The 21,656-nt window shown below is 32.0% G+C and carries 24 protein-coding genes; 1 reads left to right on the top strand and 23 read right to left on the bottom strand.

Annotated features, from left to right (window positions below; translation table 11 throughout):
* Window positions 1–22 precede the first annotated feature (22 nt).
* The 19 genes from BX659_RS17315 to BX659_RS17230 form a co-directional block, all read right to left on the bottom strand.
* Entirely contained in the window at window positions 23–766 is a 744-nt protein-coding gene (locus tag BX659_RS17315) for a cytochrome c biogenesis CcdA family protein (RefSeq protein ID WP_097019491.1), read from the bottom strand.
* 91 nt (window positions 767–857) lie between these two features.
* Window positions 858–1,133 (bottom strand): metal-sensitive transcriptional regulator, encoded by a 276-nt coding sequence (locus BX659_RS17310; RefSeq protein WP_097019492.1) that lies wholly within the window; start codon window positions 1,131–1,133, stop codon window positions 858–860.
* A gap of 40 nt (window positions 1,134–1,173) precedes the next feature.
* Entirely contained in the window at window positions 1,174–1,398 is a 225-nt protein-coding gene (locus BX659_RS17305; protein ID WP_097019493.1) for a DUF2933 domain-containing protein, read from the bottom strand.
* Window positions 1,399–1,470: 72 nt separating this feature from the next.
* Window positions 1,471–1,593 (bottom strand): hypothetical protein, encoded by a 123-nt coding sequence (locus tag BX659_RS19535; RefSeq protein WP_258176157.1) that lies wholly within the window; start codon window positions 1,591–1,593, stop codon window positions 1,471–1,473.
* Window positions 1,594–1,611: 18 nt separating this feature from the next.
* Window positions 1,612–3,825 (bottom strand): spermine/spermidine synthase domain-containing protein, encoded by a 2,214-nt coding sequence (locus BX659_RS17300; protein ID WP_097019494.1) that lies wholly within the window; start codon window positions 3,823–3,825, stop codon window positions 1,612–1,614.
* A gap of 79 nt (window positions 3,826–3,904) precedes the next feature.
* Entirely contained in the window at window positions 3,905–4,084 is a 180-nt protein-coding gene (locus BX659_RS17295) for a heavy-metal-associated domain-containing protein (RefSeq protein WP_097019495.1), read from the bottom strand.
* Window positions 4,085–4,401: 317 nt separating this feature from the next.
* Window positions 4,402–4,485: a heavy-metal-associated domain-containing protein gene (locus BX659_RS19530; protein ID WP_097019496.1), complete on the bottom strand. Its 84-nt coding sequence runs from the start codon at window positions 4,483–4,485 to the stop codon at window positions 4,402–4,404.
* 127 nt (window positions 4,486–4,612) lie between these two features.
* Complete coding sequence (locus tag BX659_RS17285; protein WP_097019497.1) at window positions 4,613–7,090, bottom strand: heavy metal translocating P-type ATPase; 2,478 nt, start codon at window positions 7,088–7,090, stop codon at window positions 4,613–4,615.
* A gap of 129 nt (window positions 7,091–7,219) precedes the next feature.
* Window positions 7,220–8,671 (bottom strand): apolipoprotein N-acyltransferase, encoded by a 1,452-nt coding sequence (gene lnt, locus BX659_RS17280; protein WP_097019498.1) that lies wholly within the window; start codon window positions 8,669–8,671, stop codon window positions 7,220–7,222.
* Window positions 8,672–8,765: 94 nt separating this feature from the next.
* Window positions 8,766–9,596, bottom strand: a complete 831-nt coding sequence (gene lgt, locus BX659_RS17275) for a prolipoprotein diacylglyceryl transferase (protein ID WP_097019499.1) — start codon at window positions 9,594–9,596, stop codon at window positions 8,766–8,768.
* A gap of 50 nt (window positions 9,597–9,646) precedes the next feature.
* Window positions 9,647–9,964, bottom strand: a complete 318-nt coding sequence (locus BX659_RS17270; protein WP_097019500.1) for a YHS domain-containing protein — start codon at window positions 9,962–9,964, stop codon at window positions 9,647–9,649.
* 56 nt (window positions 9,965–10,020) lie between these two features.
* Window positions 10,021–11,355 carry a YncE family protein gene (locus BX659_RS17265; RefSeq protein WP_097019501.1) on the bottom strand — a complete coding sequence of 445 codons (1,335 nt, stop codon included), beginning with the start codon at window positions 11,353–11,355 and terminating at the stop codon, window positions 10,021–10,023.
* A 61-nt stretch (window positions 11,356–11,416) separates the two neighbouring features.
* Window positions 11,417–12,037, bottom strand: coding sequence for a hypothetical protein (locus BX659_RS17260; protein WP_097019502.1), 621 nt, complete (start codon window positions 12,035–12,037; stop codon window positions 11,417–11,419).
* A gap of 130 nt (window positions 12,038–12,167) precedes the next feature.
* Window positions 12,168–12,413, bottom strand: a complete 246-nt coding sequence (locus BX659_RS17255; protein WP_097019503.1) for an SHOCT domain-containing protein — start codon at window positions 12,411–12,413, stop codon at window positions 12,168–12,170.
* Window positions 12,414–12,586: 173 nt separating this feature from the next.
* Window positions 12,587–12,844, bottom strand: a complete 258-nt coding sequence (locus BX659_RS17250) for an SHOCT domain-containing protein (protein WP_097019504.1) — start codon at window positions 12,842–12,844, stop codon at window positions 12,587–12,589.
* A 145-nt stretch (window positions 12,845–12,989) separates the two neighbouring features.
* The gene (locus BX659_RS17245; RefSeq protein WP_097019505.1) at window positions 12,990–13,523 is read right to left on the bottom strand and encodes a Spy/CpxP family protein refolding chaperone; all 534 of its coding nucleotides are present in this window, start codon (window positions 13,521–13,523) and stop codon (window positions 12,990–12,992) included.
* Window positions 13,524–13,720: 197 nt separating this feature from the next.
* Window positions 13,721–14,071 (bottom strand): four-helix bundle copper-binding protein, encoded by a 351-nt coding sequence (locus BX659_RS17240; protein WP_097019506.1) that lies wholly within the window; start codon window positions 14,069–14,071, stop codon window positions 13,721–13,723.
* Between the two features lie 246 nt (window positions 14,072–14,317).
* Window positions 14,318–14,785: a cupin domain-containing protein gene (locus BX659_RS17235; RefSeq protein WP_097019507.1), complete on the bottom strand. Its 468-nt coding sequence runs from the start codon at window positions 14,783–14,785 to the stop codon at window positions 14,318–14,320.
* Between the two features lie 198 nt (window positions 14,786–14,983).
* Window positions 14,984–17,536: an Ig-like domain-containing protein gene (locus BX659_RS17230; RefSeq protein ID WP_097019508.1), complete on the bottom strand. Its 2,553-nt coding sequence runs from the start codon at window positions 17,534–17,536 to the stop codon at window positions 14,984–14,986.
* A 1,203-nt stretch (window positions 17,537–18,739) separates the two neighbouring features.
* Here BX659_RS17230 and BX659_RS17225 point away from each other — a divergent pair.
* Complete coding sequence (locus BX659_RS17225; RefSeq protein ID WP_097019509.1) at window positions 18,740–18,943, top strand: hypothetical protein; 204 nt, start codon at window positions 18,740–18,742, stop codon at window positions 18,941–18,943.
* 109 nt (window positions 18,944–19,052) lie between these two features.
* Here the strand turns inward: BX659_RS17225 and BX659_RS17220 are convergent, their stop codons facing one another.
* The 4 genes from BX659_RS17220 to terL all read right to left on the bottom strand — a co-directional run.
* A complete protein-coding gene (locus tag BX659_RS17220; protein ID WP_097019510.1) occupies window positions 19,053–20,210 on the bottom strand; it encodes a phage portal protein in 1,158 nt (385 codons plus the stop codon).
* Window positions 20,211–20,213: 3 nt separating this feature from the next.
* On the bottom strand, window positions 20,214–20,426 hold the full coding sequence (locus BX659_RS17215) for a hypothetical protein (protein ID WP_097019511.1): 213 nt from the start codon (window positions 20,424–20,426) through the stop codon (window positions 20,214–20,216).
* 108 nt (window positions 20,427–20,534) lie between these two features.
* Complete coding sequence (locus tag BX659_RS17210; RefSeq protein ID WP_097019512.1) at window positions 20,535–21,011, bottom strand: hypothetical protein; 477 nt, start codon at window positions 21,009–21,011, stop codon at window positions 20,535–20,537.
* A 102-nt stretch (window positions 21,012–21,113) separates the two neighbouring features.
* Window positions 21,114–21,656 (bottom strand): phage terminase large subunit (gene terL, locus BX659_RS17205; protein WP_172432008.1); only part of this gene is annotated, 543 nt, incomplete at its 5' end.

The raw sequence follows: 21,656 nt of genomic DNA, 5'->3' as shown, positions 1-21,656 counted from the left end.
TTTAATTTTTGAACTCTTAACTTTAAAAGCTATAAGGTAATTTAAAAGGTAATAATTTATCTAAAATTTTAGTTAATAAAGTAAGCTTATTGCTCATCATAAAGATACCAAAGGTTATTAGAATCAAAGCCATAACTAATTGAATATCTCTACGATACCTTCCAAACTTTTTAATCATAGAAATAACCTTATTAAAGGATAATCCCACCAAAAGATACGGAACTCCTAACCCTATTGAGAAAAAGAACATCACTACAGCACCATTAATCTCTGTTGTACCTGTTAACATCAAAACAGAATAAAAGGTAGGGGCAATACAATGAGAACAGACTATCGCAAAAAAGATACCTACTAAAAAGGTACTGAGATACTTATAGCCTTGAGGAACAGACCTAACATCGACCTTATTACTAAAGTCAAGCTTATGTAAAAAATTTAGTTTAATTAGACCAGCAGTCTTTAGTCCTAAAAGTATAATAAATATTCCTCCAACTATATTCAAGTATCTAATATTATCCTTAAAAACATGTCCTACTTCACTAACTATCCCACCAATTAAAGTAAATACCAGAGTAAATCCTAAAATAAAAACTAAGGTACTAATTACAATATGAGCTTTCATCTTCTTCTGTATAGTTGCCGATTGTAAATCTTCTAAAGATAACCCCGTAATTAAGGTAAAATAAACTGTAATCATCGGAATAATACAAGGTGATAAAAAAGAAAAAAAGCCAATAATAAAAGAGACTAAATATATACTTTCCACTAAAATCCCTCCTCAAAATACCATACAGGGGTATTATTATAATAAGTATATGTTTAGCCTCTTAGAAGATATTCTTAAAACTATCAAAATTTTATTTAGTAAATTTAAAAATAACATCCATCAATTCACTAATAACCTCATCACCTTCTTCTCCTACATCTACTGCATCCTTAACACAACCATGGGTATGGGACTCTAAGATACTCATCCCTACCTTATTTAAAGCACCTTTAACTGCAGCAATTTGAGTTAAGACCTCGACACAATACTTTTCATCATCTATCATATTTTGAATGCCTCTAATTTGACCTTCAACTCGCTTTAATCTAGTAATTAAATCCTTCTTATTTCCACAATATGATGACATAATTATTACCTCCTTTTTTATTCTCAGTTATTACTTATTTTTAATGGCAACTATGACTGTCACTATCATCTTCATCATTCTTGTGACCCATCATCCCTTTCATCATAAAGATGTGCATCACTGGACAGAGTAAGAATAATAGCCAGCTCCAAGAACTCCCTTCTCCTCCTTGCGAAGTACCTACAAACCAAAATGCTCCAAACATCACTAAACAGCAAAGCAACATCATCAATCCATGTCCACCATGGGATTTCTTTTTATCCATCTTAAATCACTCCTCTTTTTTAAATGAGAATTTAAGAATTTCATTCTCACTTCTCTATTTTCCATTCTTTTATTAGTGGCAAGAAAAATCATCATCATTGCTATCCTTCTGTTCAAAAGCACCTACCTTCTTACCAATCAGATAAAATACTCCTACTATAACTCCTACCAAAATTAACCCCGCTAAAATTTCCACTATCCATCCCTCCTTCTTTCATTTCAGCCTAACTATCAACCAAGCAACTAATGCATAAAAGATTACTCCCATTCCAAAAGTCAAATTAAAACCAAATTTCATTGATAAGATTAGACTAAAAACAGAACCAATTACTATTCCTACACCATTAATCCCCCACATATAAGGAATTAAAGAGTTTAATTCTTGATTCTTTAATTTATCAAGCATAGTAGGAAAAGGAAGACCCATTAAAAATCCTAGAGGTAAAAGCAATATGATAACAACAATTATTTTAAGTCCTATTGTTTCAATTCCAGTCCAGTATAATAACTTATTAATTAATAATAGTTCAACTATACTGACTCCTATTAAATAGTAGATAGGATTTTTAATTTTTAACATCTCTTTTTTAGAGTAAAGCAGATTAGCTATTCCAGCACCTACTAGTAAAGATGCTATTACCGTAACAAAGGAATTAATAGGATGTTCTAAGTATAAGGTTAATTTCTGAATTAAAGTTATCTCTACTATAATAAAAGCCATACCTAGTAAAGCAAAAATTGAGATTAACTCAACAAAATTATCTTCTTCACTCTTGAATGCACCTAGATTAAATAAAACTAGAAGTAGAACCAATCCTCCAGTTAATATCAATAACAAAGTACTAGGAATACCTTGTTCAAAATTATAAAAGAAAGGTTGGTTATCACTAGTAGCCTCAATATTAGCTGGAATTTGATTAGTTAAATCATCTAAAGTCCATTTCCCTTCCTTCATCTTCTTCAAAGAATCATCTTCAAATATTCCAGGTAAATGGAGAGGCTGAAGATCATATACAACCATTGATTTATAGATATCTTTAACTTCTTTTTTACTAAATCCTGATGGTTTGACTAACATTACAGGATATTTTAATCCATGATTCTTCATTGGTTTAAAGCCAATAATAATAGTATCAGATATTTTACTATAAGGTATTTTAGTCTCATAAGAGTATTCAATTACAGTACTTAACATCTTTAACATATCATACTGAGAATGAAAACGGAAACTAACAATTCCTTCTAGAGTTAGCTTACTAAAATAATCTCCTAAAGCCTCTTTAGTATAGATATAGTTCTCTGCTAAAGCATTAGAGATACCACTTCCTATATTGGTCATTACTAAGGAGAGATAGATTTGATCAAACTTATTATTGCTTTTTCTAATTACATTTCTACCATCACCAATAATAGTCTTAACCTGTGGATGATTATAAATATCACCGCTAAACTCCTTTAATTCTTCTGTTGCTAAAACTGTACTCTCATTTATCTCTATAGCTGTAATCTCACCTACCCCAGCTATCAAAGCATACAGAATCTCCTCTCCCCCTCCAGGACCAATTAAGGCTATCTTTTGAGGTTTACCTACCTCCATCGGAAAATAACCAATATCCTCTTTTAAATAATCTAACTTACTATAATCTCCATCAAAACCAATCATAAAAGAAAAAGAGGCACCATCCATCCCTACTAGTAACCTATTAGTATCTTCCTTTAAAGGATATACATCGGTTCTACTAAATTCATCCCATCTTGTAAAGAGACTCCTTTCTTTTACATCAAAAGAGCTATTAAATCCAATATGAGGACTAGTTTTAAAACTGTTAAAGTTATTCTCGTAAAGTGAAGTTAATTGACCAAAGTTAAAGACTATAAAAATAATAATCACTGAAGAGAAAACTAATATTAGCTTATTCTCTTTAAAGGGTAGCATCATCAATAAAACAACTAAAATAAAGCTAACAATTATTGTTTGAATTAACCCTAAAAACTTCATTAATAAGACTGCAAGAATAAGCCCTAATACTCCTCCTAATAAATCTACAAAATAGCTCTGATGAGGGTCATCTTGTAATTTAAAAAGGTAAGAAATAATTGCCCCTCCTATAATAAAAGGAATTATCGCTAATAGAATATAAAAAACTGGATTTCCTAGGTAGGGTGCTAAGATAATTACTGAAATAACTCCTACATAAGATAAGATATAAATCCAACTGAAATGTTTTAAAGAATATTTATTATTTTTACTTAGAAAATAACTAAGTATCCCACCAAATCCTAGTCCTAAAATAGAAAAAGAAATTACCAAATAAGCAAAATGATTCGGTAAAATTACTGAGAATATTCTACTAACAAGTAACTCATAACTAAACAAAGTTAATGAAACTAGGAACAATATTGCTAATAAGCTTTTAGATCTTTTCATTACTCAACCTCCATACCTATCAATAATCGAGCATTACAGAGAAATCTTAAACTCCCACTTTATATCATAACCTTCTTTTTCAATAATCTTCTTTAGCTATTAATTCTATTAAATTATCATCATAAGTAATTAAGATTTTTTTACAATCTAAATATACTTTAGCAGATTTAACAGCAGCTAACTTTCTTAATTCATCTTCAATAATCTTTTTGCATACTTTTCCACATGAATTACTAATAGATAAGTTAACCTCTTTCATACTTATACACTTCTTTTATACTCTCTAATAGCATCTAACTCACACTTTTTTACACTTGCTACAAGCTGAATGGCGTTCAATCCTTACTATAACTGACTTCCCCTTATTAACAACTACTTCACCTATCTCTTCCACAACAATACCTCCTTTAATATGGTAAGCACCATACCTTTGTAGGGTATCTAAAAATTATTTCAAAAGAGGTTGACTTAGCAACCCCTCTTAAGCTAATAATTATATTTACTCTATTCCTATAACCTCATCCAGCCTCTGCAACAACTGCCTCAAACTTGCTATCTTCTACCTCATGAGCTAACTCAACAAATACCTTCTAGCTCTTTTTTAACATGATTAGCACAATGTCCACAAGTCATTCCTTCAATTTTAATTGTTCTGTCCATTAATATTACCTGGCTTATAAAATCCTATATCAAGGCTTCCTATTTAAACCAGGCTTTTCACCTTCCTCTCATTTTTTATTTTATATAAGGGAGAATTCCATAAATTTATGAAATCAAATTTAACTACTTAAGCCTTATTATAGCTTGGTTCTATATCTTGCTTCTTCAATCTTAATGAATTATAAACAACATTTAAAGAACTTGTTGCCATAGTTGCTGCTCCAATTAAAGGATGTAATAATCCAATCACAGCCATTGGAATGAAGATAGCATTATAGATCCATGCCCAGAAATAATTTTCTCTAATCTTTCTAAAGATAGCTTTAGATAATTTAACAGCTGATATGATCGCACTTAATTCTCCTCTTACTAAAGTAACATCAGCAGCTTCAATAGCAATATCTGTACCTGTACCAATTGCAATTCCTACATTGGCTTGTTTTAATGCAGGGGCATCATTAATCCCATCTCCTACCATAGCTACTGTACCATATTTCTCTTGTAATCTTATAACTTCTTCTACCTTTCCATCTGGTAATACCTCTGCAATCACATGGCTGATTCCTACCTTTTTACCAATAGCAGCAGCTGTTCTTTTATTATCTCCTGTAATCATCGCTGTTTTAATACCCATATTTTCTAAAGCTGCTATAGCTTGTGCAGAATCTTCTTTTATAGGATCTGCTACAGCCACAATCCCTAATAATTGACCTTCTTTGGCAAGCATCATAGCTGTTTTTGCTTCTTCTTCTAATCTGATTAACTCTTCTTCATAGGATTCATAGGCAATGTTATTTTTTTTCATTAATTTTCTATTTCCTACAAATACTTCTTCTCCATCTATTTTTCCTACTACTCCCATCCCTACAATTGCATTAAAATCTATTACTTCTCCTAAATTAATCTCTTCATCCTTTGCTTTCTCTACAATAGCATGGGCTAGAGGGTGTTCTGATCCTTTTTCTATTGTACCAGCATAGTAAAGAAATTCCTTCTCCTCAACACCATCGATCATGACCAAGTCAGTTACTTCTGGTTTACCCTTTGTAATAGTTCCTGTTTTGTCAAAAGCAATAGTTGTCACTTCCTTGAAGGTCTGTATTGCTTCACCATTTCTAATTAAGATTCCCTTCTCTGCTCCCATACCACTACCTACCATTAAAGCAGTTGGTGTTCCTAAACCTAAAGCACAAGGGCAAGATATAACTAAAACAGCAGTAGATGTAATAAAGGCTAAGGTAAGGGGATTAAGATCAGGGTTTACCCATGGTAAGAAGGTTGCCCCCCATTCTATAATCCTTAAATGAAACTCAGGAAACAGAATAAAAGAAATAAAAGTTAAAACTGTTATAATCATTATTGCTGGTACAAAATATCCTGTAACACGATCGGCAAACTCTTGGATTGGTACTTTAGAACCCTGACATTCCTCCATCATTTTAACAACTTGAGATAAGAAAGTATCTTTTCCTACTTTTGTTACCTTAACCTTTAATAGACCTTGTTTATTGATAGTTGCACCAATTATCTCATCACCTTTTTGGCGTTTTACAGGCATAGACTCTCCTGTAGCCATAGATTCATCTAGTAAACCATTACCATCAATAACAATCCCATCAGTAGGTACTTTTTCTCCAGGTCGTATCACCATAATATCTCCTGTCTGTAAATCCTTAACAGGAATTTCTATTTCTTCTCCATCAACAATAATCTTTGCTGTTTTGGCTCCCATCTGTAGTAGCTTTTTAATAGCTTGAGAAGCTTTCCCTTTAGCTCGAACTTCTAAATATTTTCCAACCAAGTGGAAAGTCATAATAGTCGTAGCCATTTCAATAAAGGCTTGTATTGGAAGGAAAAGTCCCATCAAACCAATTAAATAAGGTGGTAAAGAACCCAGTGTTACTAAAACATCCATATTAGGACTTTTATTTTTAAGTGCTTTCCAACTTCCAACATGGACATGCCATCCTGTTCCAAATACAATTGGAAATCCAAGAACTGCAATAATTGGTAAATAACCTGGAATAGGTCTAACAAACATGTGAATCATCATAATACCCATGATAACACTTGACAGAGTAACAGATATTTTCATGATTCTTGCAGAATTCTTAATTTTGATTTCATCTTCATCTACACCATTATCTTCATCCTCTTCTAAGTTCAATTCATATCCTAGATCAGAGACTTTTTTCTGCATATCTATTAATCTAATTTTTTTAGGATCGTATTCAATACTTACCTTCTCTACTGCAAAGTTAACATTTGCTGCTTTGACGCCTTCCATTTCACCTAATGTTTTTTCTACTTTGTTGGCACAAGATGTACAACTCATTCCTTTAATTTTTAGGGTAATTTTTTCGGTGTTTTTTTCCTCATCTAATATTGCTTGATAACCTGCATCCTCTACCCCTTTTAAAATGGATTCTACATCAATTTTACTATCATCATACTTTACCTGTCCCTTTTCAGTAGCTATATTTATATTTGCATCAATAATGCCATCTAAGGAATTTAATTTTTTTTGGATGGTATTAGCACAACTACTACAAGACATTCCTACAATCTTTAAAGACAGTTTCTGTAAAGCTTTTGCTTCTGACATATTTATCCCTCCTTCAGATCTATTGCTTGCTTTTATTTATAACTAGTTAATACCCATACCCCCTATGGGTATTAACTAGTTATATTATACTCCTTTAGAATAGATCTGTCAAGAAATTTTATCAACTTATTAGGTGTTTTTAGCAAAATCTATAATAGAAATTAAACAAATAAAAATTAAAAAGATTATCTCCAAAGCATTTCCAAATTTATAATAAAAACTTTCTTTTTGTTCTAATAAAGACAACTCATAATTAAAACTCATTGTTTCAAACAACTTCGTTTTAGTTAATACTTTTCCTTTACTATTAACAATTCCGCTAATCCCCGTATTAGCTATCTTAACTACTGGAACTTGATACTCTACTGCTCTAAAAATTGCTGACTGTAATATTTGTACTGGAGCACTACTCTTACCAAACCAAGCCTCGTTAGAGATATTAATTATTATATCTTCTTGATTATATAATTTTCTTACAAAATCAGAGTCTAAAATTTCAGAACAGATAGGTGAAATCCAGTTAAAACCATTTAACTCAAAATTAGATAATTCTTTCCCCTTATCTAGATCATTCATATTCTTTTTAATTATATTAGGAATAAATTGAGGAAAAGGCATATATTCACCAAACGGAACTAATTTATGTTTACTATAACTATCTATAATCTTTCTTTGCTTTCCAAATAAAAAGGAACTATTATAAATTTCATCTCCTTTTTTAGTAAATCCACCAATAAATAAAGGTGTATCTTTAGGTAGATAAAAAGGAAACCCTTCATCTTTAGAATAACTTCTTAAAATAGCTGTCTCAGGCCAAATCAGTAAATCTAAATCATCCTTATTTAGCTCTTTAGTTGATAAATTTAAAATCTTTTTAGTAATATTATTTTGCATTTTAGAATCCATCTTTATATTCTGAGCAATATTTGGTTGTATCACTCCAAGTTTTACCGTTTTTTTAGTAATAACTTCTTGTTGTAAGGAAAATATTCCATATGAAAAAATTCCACTAAATATCAACACTGCTATTAATAAATAAGTTAATCTTCTATCTCTAATACTTAAATAAAGCAAAACATTTACTAATACCACTAAAAAAGAAATCAAATATACTCCGCCATAGGAAGCAAATTGAATCAATTCTGTCTTAAAACTTTGTGAATAACCTAAAAAGCCAAATAGATATCCAAAAGAAAATTTACTTCTCAAGATTTCAATACCTGTCCACAAAATAGGAAAGGAAATCAATAAGGGTATCTTTAACCTATCTATCCACAACTCTAATAGAGCAGCAAATAATCCAAAATAGATTGCTATTAATGCTAAAGCCAATATAGTAATAATATAAGAAAGCCATATAGGAAATCCACTAAAATTTAATAAAGGATAAACTAACCATCTGCCACTAACTATTAACATAGCTAATCCAAAGCTCCATCCTAATTTAAACGAACTACTTTTTCTCTTATCTAAAACATAGATTAGCGGAATTAATCCTATCCAACTCAATAAATATAAATCAGGATATTCTAAAGATGAACCTATTAACATTCCTGAAAAAACAACAAATAAATAGTTCATAGTACCCCTCTTCCTCTAAAAATTCCATCAACATAAGAAATTACAGCCATTACAATAGTATATAACTAATAATGCTCTGTACAGAGCATTATTTTTAGTAAAAACTATAATACGTTAAAACAGAAAAAATCATTCCAACTAAGATTATTAAATTATCTATCAATTTCCTCTTTGGAGTTACCCTTAATTGTTGAGGGCTATCGCCTTTTTCATTCTTAATAAACCTCATAATTACTCCAGCAATTACAATGATTATCAAACTGGTCAAATGAGCTACAGTAAAAGGTTTAAAGACTATTGGATTGCTTCTAAAGAACTCCACAATTCCTCGATTAATAGAAAAGCCAATAATGTACAATAAGAATAGTTCTCCATTATATTTAACTTTATCACGACGATTCCACAGAATTGCAAAAAGAATATAATTTAAGATAATCTCATAGGCTTGAGCAGGATGAAGAAGCTGACCACTAATTTTAACCCCCCAAGGGTATACCTTGTCCATAGCTACTCCAAAGACATCACAACCAATCCGTCCAATTGCCTGTCCTAAGATTATCGCTGGAGCAAAAGCATCAGCTACCTTCCAAAAGGATAACTCCTTCTTATTAAGATATAATCCAGCAACTAAAATCGCTCCAAATAAGCCTCCTTGAATCGATAATCCACCTTGTTGAATCATAATAATCTCACTGGGATTCTTTAAATAATAAGCAGGATTAAAGATTAATACATAATAAAGCCTTGCTCCAACTATAGCTGCTATAATGCTATAAAGTGCTAAATTAAAGACCTCATCCTGGTCTAAGTTCTTTCTTTTAGCTTCTTGATTTAAAATATAAAACCCAGCTGCTATTCCTAAAGCAATAAATGTTCCAAATAGACTGATAGAAAAGGGTCCTAGTCTAAATAATATCGTTTTCATATAATCGCTCCCTACTATAACTTATTTTTAAATAGATATTTTTACTAAAATCAAGCACTATCTTCTGGTTTATAAGTATGAACCTTAATAAAATCTTCAGCACAATTTTCACTACAGAAATAATATTTTTTACTGTTAACTACTCTAGTAATTGCAGTATTCTTTTCAATATGCATCCCACAAATAGGGTCATAGACCATCTCTATTACTTCACTATCATTACTTTCTGTACTACTATTAATATGCTGATCATGATTATGCTCTTTGGTAGAGCTATGGCTACTATGGCCTCCACCACAACATCCTCCACCTTTACGCATCATCCAAAACATAAATCCAAAAAAGATTATATATCCTATAGTTCCCACAAAATCAACTCCTTTTTATTTAAAATAGAGCCTAGTCAATACTAGGCTCATTATATTTAGTTAAAGACAATCTCATGAGGTTCATTGCCAACACTAAATTCCTTAATCTTAGTAAATTTCTTAGCATCAAAAACTACTACTTGATTATCCCTAACATCGCTGATATATATAAATTCTCCTGTTGGATTAATTGAGATATGGTTGGCATGGCCGTTGATTCTTAATTCCTTTATCACCTTATAATCACTCATATCTAAAATAGTAATGGTGTTACTTCCACGATTAGTCAACCAGATATACTTATTATCAGGTGAAACAATAATTCCGTGAGTACCTTCATCTATTTTTTTAGTTAACTTAGTCTCCCAAGTTCCAGTCTCAACTACTGTCATCGTACCTCCATTAAAGTTAGCTGTATAGAGATATTTATTATCTAAGGAAGGGATTGCTTCATTAGGACCATCTCCAACCTTAACCTTATTTTCAACCTTTTGAGTTATTGTATTAATTACTGTAACTTCATCACGATCTACATTACTAACATAAGCATATTTACCATCTGGGCTAAAGTTAATATGCCCTGCTCCATTGGTAACAATTTTCTTAATTACTTGATTATATTCTGTATCAATTACTAAAACATCGCCACTACTACCTTTACTTCCACCAGCTAAATATACGAATTTATTATCAGGACTAATATCTATTCCATGCACTGGACTATCTACATAAATCTTCTTAAGCAATTTACCTTCTGGCAAAGAGAAGACATAAAGATTCCCATCCTTATAATCACCTACATAGAGTTGATTATGTAGAGTATCAACTGCTAACCCATGAGAAGACTGACTAGCTACCTTAATTGTATTTATAACTTGATGCTTCTTAGTATCTACTATCGATACTGTCCCACTACTAGCATTAGCAATATAGGCATAATCCTCATTATTCTTAGACTCTAATTTCCACTTTAAAGTATGATCAACATCCCTAATACCTTTAAAAGTTATTTCTATAAATTTAGTCGAGTTATTAAACAGATCTTGCTGATCACTAACCTTAATCTTTCCTGCAGGATGATGACTAGATCTTCTTTCCCACTCCCATTTAATATTCTTTGAACTTATTTCTCCTAAATTGGTTCTGACATCAATAATCTTATCAAAATCTAAACCTAATAAATCGCCACTATGAGTAGTTAAATAGACTTGAAACTCTACAGTATCATTATTCAACTGCTTAGGATTAAAGACTGTATCAATCCAAACCCCTTCACCACTAGAACTACGACTCCATTCTCGAGGATCAAATTCTTCATCAGCCATTACTATACTAGAACTAACTACTATTAAAGCTAATAATATTAACATAGATACTTTAATCTTCTTCACTTTATCAACTCCTTATTTGATTAAAAACTTGAAATTAGAGTGGAATTTCTACTCTAATTTATTAATTGTTAGTTTCATTATTCATATTCTCTTTTTCTACAGTATGATTAGACATATTACTATCTTCAGTTAAACTGTGACCATGATCCTGATCTTTCATATCACCTTTCATCATGCCTTGACTATTTCCACACATCTGCTTCATCATAGCCATCATATTGCCATTCATCATTCCTTGACCATTTCCATGCATCTGTTTCATCATAGTCATCATATTGCCACCCATCATTCCTTGACCATTTCCATGCATCTGCTTTATCATAGCACCTAATTTTTCAGCTGGAACTAATTTTTTTAATTCTAAATATCTTGCAGTCTTTAAATCAAAAATCTTATTGTCTAACTCTTTAATCTCTGTTCTTAACTTAATAATATCTTTATCCTTAGCCTCTTGGTCGCTATATAACTTCTTTAATTCTCTATTCTTAACTCTTAATTGGTCTTGAACCTCGTCAATCTTTTCATAATACTCTGCCTGTAAATCATTAACCTTTTCCAAAACCTCTTGTGATAAATCCAAATTACTTTGATGAGTAGCACCTTGCTCACCATGAGCTAAAGCCAAAGGTGTTACTGTTAATAATAATCCCATAATAAAAGATAAACTTAATAATTTTTTCATAATTATCTTCCTCCTATTTTTTTATTGATAAAGCAAAAAATTTACTAATACAAGCCTTGCTTTTTACTTCACTTCCTTATTATGTTATATACAATACGCCCGTAGGGTATTATATGGATAAAAAAATAGTTTAATTCTTTAATACTTCTTTTCTTTCTCTAAACTCTTCTTTAGTGATTAAACCTTGAGCAAACTGCTCCTTTAACAAAGCCATCGCATTATCTTCTCTTTTAGATTTTGGAATTAACAGTCTAATTATAAGATAGATTAGTCCTATAAATACTCCTAAGTGTAATAACATTATTCCTATTGATTGCCAACCATTAAGACCATAACCATATAGTCCTGCGCAAAGATCTGACCAGATCAGATTCACCTCCTCCCAACTACATTATTTGCTAAAAATAAGTATATTCATATCGTTTTACCCGTGATTAATTTAAATAAAAAAACTCTTACTTATAAATATACCATTAAAATTTATATTTAACAAATGGAAATTTTAATTAGCAGAGCAATTCAAACTCCTCTGCTAACTAAAAATCAAACCTACTTTCTTAGCTCCTCTTTAATCTCTTGTAACTCTTCCTTACTAATCTCGCCTTTAGCATAGCGCTGTCTAGCTATCTCAATTGGATCCTCTTTAAAGCTTCTTCCACCATTTCTATCTATAGAATCATTAGAATTTCTAACAAAATAGATTACTGCAACAATTATTACTATCCAAAATAATCCCATCATTAACATTCCACCTCCAAAGAAGTTTCCCATACCATAACCATTTCCAAAACCAAAGCCATGCATCATTGCTACCACTCCTAATATAACTAGATTATATATAATTCATTATTAATACCTCTAACCTCCTTATCAGATTAATATAATTATTATCGTCTTATTGGCTAGAGGTATATTCAATGTTTATCATTAACTATTAAATTTTAATTGATAATTACCATCCTCTCATACCATTACCATGCATCATATGACCGCCACCCATCATACCACGACCACCCATATGACCTCTAAATCCTCTTCCACCCATCATGCCAAATCCATTCATCATACCAAAACCCATCATTCCGTAATCTTCCATACTTTCTAATTGTTCAGCAGTTAAAGCATCTCTCATCTCTAGTTGCATCTCTGTCATTAAAGTAAACATCTTATCTCTTAAAGAGTTGACTTTTTTTTGAGCTGAAATAATATCATCACGGTCAGCATCTTTATCAAAGTATAAATCTCTTAAATCATCATTCTTATCTCTCATGTCATCCATTAAATCCTCGATTTGATCATAGTATTTATCTTGAAGATCTTCTAATTGCTCCTCTTGTGCATTTGATAAGTTCAATTCATCATTAAAGTTACTATTTTTATAATTGTTTCTATGTCCTTGACTAAAACCACCACCATGGGCAAAGGCATAAACTGAAACTCCTAATACCATTGTCATCACTAATACAAAGCTTAAAATTCTTCTCATATTTATCTCCTCCTTTTAAATTCAGTAACTAGCAATCAATTTTTACTTGTTACTCTTAACTGTTAATCATATTATAAGAGCTAAATATTAAGAAAGTATTAAGAAAGTATCAAAATATTTTAAAGGTTTAAATATATGTTATCAAAAAAGAAAAAAGGTAGACTAATTTTAGCCTACCCCTTAGTAAAATATTTTGGTTAAGCTTGTGCCATATTACGGCACTCAGTAGCACATTCACGACAAACCTGAGCACAAGTTTGACAGTGGTTATCTTCAAACATCTCACATTCAGTTGCACAAGCATCACAAATTTCAGCACATAATTCACAAATTTGACTAGCAAATTGGCTATTTCCTGCCATATACTTAGCAGAAATAGAGCAAATTTCAATACAGTCCTTCAATGTCTCCATACATTTTACTCTATTATTCACATCAGGTTCATGTAAACAAGCATCTAAACAGAATTCACACTCCACCATACACTTATTACAAATATCGATACATTTTTGGTATCTGTCCATATGAGTTTGCATTGCAGTTGTCATATATATTCCTCCTTAATTTATTATATACTATTGATTAAGAGTGATATAAAAACTTACTATACCATCAATATTATTTGATAGAATTACATTATTTATGTTAAAGTTTTAGAGGAAAATAATTCTGACTCCCTGCAATAAAAATTTAATTATAAATTTCTAGCCTATAATAACAATAAACCCCTTAAATTTTATATATTTAGTTAGCTAATCTTCAACAAAAACACTTATAGCTATTATTAATAAATTTTATCGTCGATGATGCTCTTCAGCATCTTCTTTAGTTTCATGAACTGCACTACGAGGATGTTCAGGCGGAGCATAAATAGAGTATAATTTAAGTGGTCTACGACCTGTATTGATTAGATTATGCCATTTTCCAGCAGGAATAAATATTGCATCGTCACCATAGACTTTTGCTTTAAAATCTAACTGATCTCTTCTATCCCCAATCATAGTAATTCCTTGCCCTTGCTCAATGCGTATGAATTGGTCCACATCAGGGTGAATTTCTAAACCTATGTCATCACCAGGTTTGATACTCATCAAAGTAAGTTGCAAATATTCTCCTGTCCATAAAGCGAGACGGAAATAATTATTTTGTTTAGTAGCCTCTTCAATATTAACCACAAAGGGACAAGGACCATAGTCCTTTAACTTAGTAACTTGTTTCGGATGCCTTGGATTAATTATATAACCATCTTTCACATTACTCATTCCTTTCTTAGGCTTTTGTGATATTATATGTTATATCTTTAGAATAGGTTCTTAAATTGCAGCAAACTAATATTAGCATAAAATATAAATCACATTTAATAGAAAATATTATAATAACACCAGAAAAAAAGGGTGCATTTATAACACACCCTTTTAACCTAAATAAAAACCCATATTTATGATATAGAAGTCAAAAAATCATTCTCCAATATAAGTGTTGATAATATCTCGCTCAATAGACCCACCTCTTGTAAGATGTACTTCTTTTAATAGTTCTCCATCTTCAGATTCTGGATTGACAAGATTTAAATTATCGATATAACCTTCTGGAGTTACCTCTAACAAGAAATATCCTCCTAATTTTAATGATTCTCTAGGCTCTTCCCAGATAACATTACCTTCACTATCTGTGCTTCCTATCAATTTTACCTCATCAATAAATTCTATTTCACCTTCGGGAGCTTCAGGGTCAATATAGTCCTCCCAAGTAATATCAATAACCTCTTTATCAATCTCTCTTGCTAAAATAAAGGTAATATCTTGTGGTTGACCTTCAAGAGGACCACCAAGAATCTCTAAATTAACTCTAACATTCTCTTTTGAAACTGTTGGTACTGGACTACCTACTTTGAAGTTTGTCATTAAAGTTTGTTCATCAGCTTTAGGATAATCTGGATCTGTGCTCATATAGACAAAATACTCTTTACTGTAGTTCTGTGTTGTTTCAAACTCCGTTACCTCATAAAGATTAAACTCTATGCTATCATTATTGATAATTACTGTATCATCACCACTACTAAGAGAACGATTACTTCCGCTCTGCTCTACCTTAATATAATATAAAATCTCTTCATCATCATCTAATTCTAGAAATTCAACTAAATTCTCAACATTGATAGTCACTTCTTCTGGGCTATCATATACCTCTTGAGTTGCATAAATCAGTTCTAATTCTGGGATTGAGGATACAGATACTTGACAATATGCTTCATAACCTCCGTCTATTGTTGTAACAGTAATTACTGCAATACCAGGATTAACAGCCTTTACTATACCATCTGTAACGGTGGCTGCCTCTTCATTAGATGAACTCCAAATTACCTCTTTAGTCGTTGCACCACCTGGATGAATAGTTTCTGTTAATATTAAAGTCTCTGCAACTAGTAGAGATGCTTGGTTTATATCTAAGCTCACCGCTGTTACAGGTACTGCTTGAGAATCTTCAACATTAATAGTCAATGTGATAGATTGTTCGGTTTGCTCAACATTCCCAGTTAAAGTATAAGCAGTGATGTCACCTTCTAGCGGGACTTCAAAAACTCCTTCCAGCTCTTCATCGGCAAAACTCCAAGTTACTGCTAAGTCGACAAGATTATCATTGCTTAATTCCGCTCTAACAATTTCAGGAAGAACTATAACCTCACCCCTTAAAGCAGTAATTGGGGTAGGCTCTAATATTTGTTCGATTGAAACTACTTCAACCTCAGCACTATCAGTCTCTTGACCATCTTCAGTTGTTACAATAATAGTAGCATTACCAGTAGAGACTGCTGTTACTAAGCCATCATCACTTACAGTAGCTATATTTTCATCTGAAGATTCCCAAGAAATATTCTGATTGCTGGCATTTGGTGGTTGAATTGTAGCACTTAATTCTTCACTACTACCAACAATTAATTCTAACTCTTCTTGATTTAAAATTACACCTTCAACAGGAATAACAGCTGCTTGATACTCTAAGGTCTCTGTGACATATTTTTGATTTCCTGTTAATCTAATCTTTTTAATTGGTATTTCAAATCCTGGAACTGGCTCACCCCTTAAGATAACATCACCACTAGGCTCAGTTATAAATATAGCTATTCCATCTATTGTTTCTACTACTACATCTACTTCTTCCCTAGTTAAAATAACATCTACTTCCTCAGGATGCTCAACCCCTTCTGGCCATTGTACAGCTACCTCAAGAGTAACCATTCCCGGAGTACCACCAGAATCTGTTTTACTAAACCCTACAATATAATCAGTTTGATAAACTCTAACTTCTGGTTCAATATCTATCTCATTCTCTTGTTCCACCTTAATTTTAACATATCCATCTTTCACCTCTTGCAAAACCCCTGTAATACTTATTCGCTCTGTAGTTGATTCACTAATAAACAACTTAATTTCCTCATCTATCAGTTTCTCTAATTCATCGTTAAAGGGAACTTCGGTTTCATCCCCATCACCACATTCTGAATCTTCTTCAGTTGCCGGAATGAATTCTATAATTTCACTAAGCCTATAAACTCCCATTCTTTCAGTATCACTATCTTCGTGTTCATTTTGAAGAGCTAGTTTAATAATTCCATCCTTTACTTCCCGCAGTATTCCTGTAATATTAGGTGGGCGTCCTGCAGGGGGAGAAAGTACTGTTAAGATTTGAATTCTTTGATTAATAAGCTCCATTAACTCTTCTTCTAACACTTCAACTGGTTGGTCAGCATAACATTTTAATAACTTGTTCTTTAATTTTTCAAGAAATAAATAATAATGGCAGCATGGTGAGTGTTTACTTTGTAAAATTATAAATTTAGTATATAACTTATTAATATAACTAAAAGCCCTCTCAATATCTCCATTTTTAGCATGATTAATCGCTTTTTCAATACAACATAGTAATATATTCCTATCCTCATTTTTTGCTAATTTATTTTTTATTTGCGAGCTAATTTCCCTCAGATTATTAATTAAATGATTATATTTCACAAAATTCACCTCCTTTGCAGTATATTTTATGTTTTATATTGGTTTTTGTTATAATTATTCCTAATATAACTATAAATTATTTATTAAACTTTTTGTATGAATCTACTCATAACCAATATAAGTATCTTTCATTTTCTACCTTCTAATGGTCTTCTTTATGAAAGCAAAATATTAAGAAAAAGCAATAAGACCAAATAAGAAAATAACAAAACTGTAATAACCTTATATCAATTTAAATATTACTTATCAATTAGATATATTTATAATAAAAATAGCAACTCATATCCTCTTAATATATAAAGATATAGATACATTAACATACTAAAAGAAAGGTATTGTAAAAGCAGCACAACCACCTGCTATCACAATCCCTAAGACCAACGCCCAGTTCCAGTCCTTCCAAGCAAGATAGCTACAACCTGTTAGCACAGGACCCCGTATCTATCTTGCTTTCCACTCCTTACACTCGGCTAAAAGCATCTCCCTCCAGCAACCCCATTGTTTCCCTCATTCCCTTCCCCCAAACCCCCTAACCCTTTAACTCCCTTCCCGGACAGGCTTGACAAAGCACTTCGCCAATAAGGTTGCATTAAAATGGGGGACAGGGAAGATTGAGGGACACGATTTGAGGCGATGAGAAATGACGCATCAGTTTCTCATCTGTCCTCAGGTTGCTTCCGGGAGATAAAACATTAAAAACCCAAAACCATATCCATAGCTCGATAGTATCTCGTAATCCTGCTAAAAAGCTCTCCATTCCATTACGAGCTATCTAGCAGCCCCCTCCAATTTAAACAGACCAAGGTCGGGGGATTGAGCATCATGACTATGACTTAATATCTCTGTAATAAAATAGATATAAACTAGTATAAAGTAATTAGTAACTATCTGCTATATAACCGTCATAGCCATCATGCTTGGGTCTCTCTAAGACCATTTCCCCCATCACACCATCCTGCTAATTATATGCTTCCAGTCGGAAACATCAAGGACTACTCATACTTGCGTTCCTCCTTGACCTTTTCTCCTTACAGCATTAAAGAAATTGTTGGTGTGTGAGGATAATATGCTTGGAAATAACTTATGTAATACACCTATTATTCTTCATCATAATTTTGCATTATTTATTGAAACTCTGCATATTTTTAGCATAAAACAGGCATACTAGTAATATATAAATAACTTAATTAAGGCGGTGATTTTGTGCAGAAACATCAACAATTATCATTAGATATTCCTCCCACAGAATCAGACTATATTAATAGAATCAACTCTATGATGAAGGATTTAGACAAAGAAATCAGACAATATCCAGCTGGATCCTTAGAGAGAATTCCATTCTTCTTTGAAAAAAGAAGATTATTACGAATCAAACAAAGAATAGAGCGAGAAGGAATTTATAATTAATTCCACCTCGCTCCATTTATATCTTTCATCATATTATTCCCTTATCACTATTTAATCTTTTAATAATTTTAATTGTCAATTCTACATTGTAAATTGTTAATTGCTTTTCTTATCCCTTACTCTTAGAGAATCCCAAATCTAACCTCTCATTAATCTCCTCTAATGACCAACCCATCTGCTTAAACTTATAAGCTGCCTCTACCTTCTCGTTTAGATTCTCCTGTAAAGCCTTAACCATACTGGTATCAGCTTTAATCTCTACATTATCACCAAACTCTCTAGCTAAGCCTTTATTAAGAGTATCCAAGACATCCTTTAGATAAGGAATAATTCCATCCAACCAGAATATCTTTCTAGCTGTCTCAATATTAGATAAAGTAGCCTTATCATAAATTCCCACCATTGGAGGAGGAACCTGAAAGATAGAACAGATATCCTCTCTAGTCATCTTCCTAGATTCGATAAAATCCATCTCAGTAGGACTTAAACTCATAGGAATATACTCAACTTCATTCCCCAAAACCCAAGGACCACGACCTTTAGCACTATACTGCTCCCTTACATGCTCCTTAGCCTCTTTATACTGTGCTCCAGTCAAATCATGCTTAAAAGCAAAGACCCCATCAGTAACTGCTCGATTCTGCATTGTAACCTTATTCCATTTTACTGCCTCTACATCAGTATCAACAATCATAGCCGCAGCCTGTAAAGGACTCATCCCCCAATAAGGATTAGCAGGGTCGGTAAACATATCATGAATTATATCCTTAGCCTCTAACCTCTCTATTCTATCTCCAATATTATACTCATAATGACTAATAAACTTAGCCTGATCTGGAACAGGATTGACCTTATCTGGATTAAGAGGAAATAACTCTACTGGCAATCCTCCCTTACTCTCCAACCTAACTATTTGAATAATCGAATTCCCTCCAAGATATAAATGAGCAGCCATCCGCTCCATAATATCCTGCATACTATAAAAAGGATGAGGGTCATCCAACAGCACCTGCAAGGGATGCTCTGGATTATAATCCCCATCCTCATAAACCTTCAAAGGTACGCTAGCCACCGCCTTCATAATCCGATAAACACAAGAGTAAACATAAGTCGATACCTTAAACCCCTCATTAATCGCCCTTTCAGTATTCCAGTCTTTAAATTGCGGCTTACCACTTCTATAGCTAGGCATCAATTTAGGACGATTAGCATTAGCCTCCACCTGTAATCCCTTCGCTACCTTCTTAAAGATATTCACTTTCATCATCTCCTAACCTTCTTTATCCTCTAAAGATAGAACATATAGCCCATCAAGCACAATCTTAAAAATAAACCTATATCCTACCAATCCCAATAGTAATAATCCACCACTCAACTTCCATATCCAATTACCGAATAAATCAACTAAAGACCAAGTAACAAATATCCAACCACTTATCCAAGCTAAGCAGAGCCAAATTTCTTTAATATACTTCTTGATCATCTTATATAGTCACCTCAATTTAATCTATATTTAGTGTGCTAAATAAAAAAGCATATCCCTTAAATGAGATATGCCACAACCAAATATTAAATTTTAATAAAAATCATCCTATTTAAATAATTCTTTAATCCCCATTAAAGGAATTCCAATTATAAAATAATACATTATACAAACAGATACAATTAATATAAAAACGTTCATAATAGCTAAAAATATTCTATGTTTTTTATTAGTTGCTCTATTATCATAGTTCCTAAACCGTGAATGCATTATCCCACCATTAAAAAAAGCTATCAAATTTTCTATACTATAAGGTATACCACTAAATACTAAACCTACTAATATTAAACCCTGGATAATCCAACCTAATACCCCCCATATAGTCTCTCCTTCTGTAAAAAATGATATAATCCCTAATATTATTACTTCTATAGATACAAATATAGCTAAAGCGATATATATTTTCTTCAATTTATTATAGATGTTTTTATATTTTTTCTTCATCTTATCTTCCTTCCTCTTAATAATTGTATAATCACTATCGTCTTTTTTCTTAACTATATTATTTTTCAATATATCTTTCATATCACCTGCATTTTTAGTTCCAAAACTACTTTATAAGATCATATAAGATGATCTACTCTAAAATAATCTTAGCTTCCTTTAAAAAAATTTTTTCACTATCCTCTAAACACGCCCTATCCTCAACTCAAACCCCTCATTAACCATCTCAGCTAATCCAGTAGTAGCATCTGGACCATCATCATTTCTATTTCTACCCTCCTTCTGATAACTATTCATCGCTTCATAATACTTAGACCACCTATACTTCCAATCCTCAGGAAAATAAATATGCTTCATCACATAACTACTATTAGCTATTATCCTTGCTTTCTTATTCTTACTCTGATGAAACCATTGAATATCAATATTCCTTGTCCTATAATCATCCCATAATATTCTTTCAATATTTCTAGCAAAACCACACCCACCATTATTACTCTCAATCTTACAGTAATTAACCTGATTTCTTACTAATAACTCAGCAGTTTGAGACTCTGTAACCTCCATTCCTTCTTTAGTATAAAGAATATCAATTACATAAACTTTACCTTCATACTCTATCCCCACAATCGCACATAAATAATCATTACCCTCATCAGCTGTATCAACATAACAGATAATCCTTTCATAATTCTCAGGCAATTCATCATAGCTTTGAAAATACTT

The organism is Orenia metallireducens, assembly GCF_003001995.1.
Classification (GTDB): domain Bacteria; phylum Bacillota; class Halanaerobiia; order Halobacteroidales; family Halobacteroidaceae; genus Orenia; species Orenia metallireducens_B.
This window is presented reverse-complemented; position numbering and strand designations above follow the sequence as displayed.

What these genes read in the sequence shown, in the direction of transcription:
- BX659_RS17310 (WP_097019492.1), bottom strand. Translation starts at nt 1,133, where the DNA reads ATGTCATCATATTGTGGAAATAAGAAGGATTTAATTACTAGATTAAAG.
- BX659_RS17305 (WP_097019493.1), bottom strand. Translation starts at nt 1,398, where the DNA reads ATGGATAAAAAGAAATCCCATGGTGGACATGGATTGATGATGTTGCTT.
- BX659_RS17300 (WP_097019494.1), bottom strand. Translation starts at nt 3,825, where the DNA reads ATGAAAAGATCTAAAAGCTTATTAGCAATATTGTTCCTAGTTTCATTA.
- BX659_RS17295 (WP_097019495.1), bottom strand. Translation starts at nt 4,084, where the DNA reads ATGAAAGAGGTTAACTTATCTATTAGTAATTCATGTGGAAAAGTATGC.
- BX659_RS19530 (WP_097019496.1), bottom strand. Translation starts at nt 4,485, where the DNA reads ATGGACAGAACAATTAAAATTGAAGGAATGACTTGTGGACATTGTGCT.
- BX659_RS17285 (WP_097019497.1), bottom strand. Translation starts at nt 7,090, where the DNA reads ATGTCAGAAGCAAAAGCTTTACAGAAACTGTCTTTAAAGATTGTAGGA.
- lnt (WP_097019498.1), bottom strand. Translation starts at nt 8,671, where the DNA reads ATGAACTATTTATTTGTTGTTTTTTCAGGAATGTTAATAGGTTCATCT.
- lgt (WP_097019499.1), bottom strand. Translation starts at nt 9,596, where the DNA reads ATGAAAACGATATTATTTAGACTAGGACCCTTTTCTATCAGTCTATTT.
- BX659_RS17260 (WP_097019502.1), bottom strand. Translation starts at nt 12,037, where the DNA reads ATGAAAAAATTATTAAGTTTATCTTTTATTATGGGATTATTATTAACA.
- BX659_RS17250 (WP_097019504.1), bottom strand. Translation starts at nt 12,844, where the DNA reads ATGATGCATGGCTTTGGTTTTGGAAATGGTTATGGTATGGGAAACTTC.
- BX659_RS17245 (WP_097019505.1), bottom strand. Translation starts at nt 13,523, where the DNA reads ATGAGAAGAATTTTAAGCTTTGTATTAGTGATGACAATGGTATTAGGA.
- BX659_RS17240 (WP_097019506.1), bottom strand. Translation starts at nt 14,071, where the DNA reads ATGACAACTGCAATGCAAACTCATATGGACAGATACCAAAAATGTATC.
- BX659_RS17235 (WP_097019507.1), bottom strand. Translation starts at nt 14,785, where the DNA reads ATGAGTAATGTGAAAGATGGTTATATAATTAATCCAAGGCATCCGAAA.
- BX659_RS17220 (WP_097019510.1), bottom strand. Translation starts at nt 20,210, where the DNA reads ATGATGAAAGTGAATATCTTTAAGAAGGTAGCGAAGGGATTACAGGTG.
- BX659_RS17215 (WP_097019511.1), bottom strand. Translation starts at nt 20,426, where the DNA reads ATGATCAAGAAGTATATTAAAGAAATTTGGCTCTGCTTAGCTTGGATA.
- BX659_RS17210 (WP_097019512.1), bottom strand. Translation starts at nt 21,011, where the DNA reads ATGAAAGATATATTGAAAAATAATATAGTTAAGAAAAAAGACGATAGT.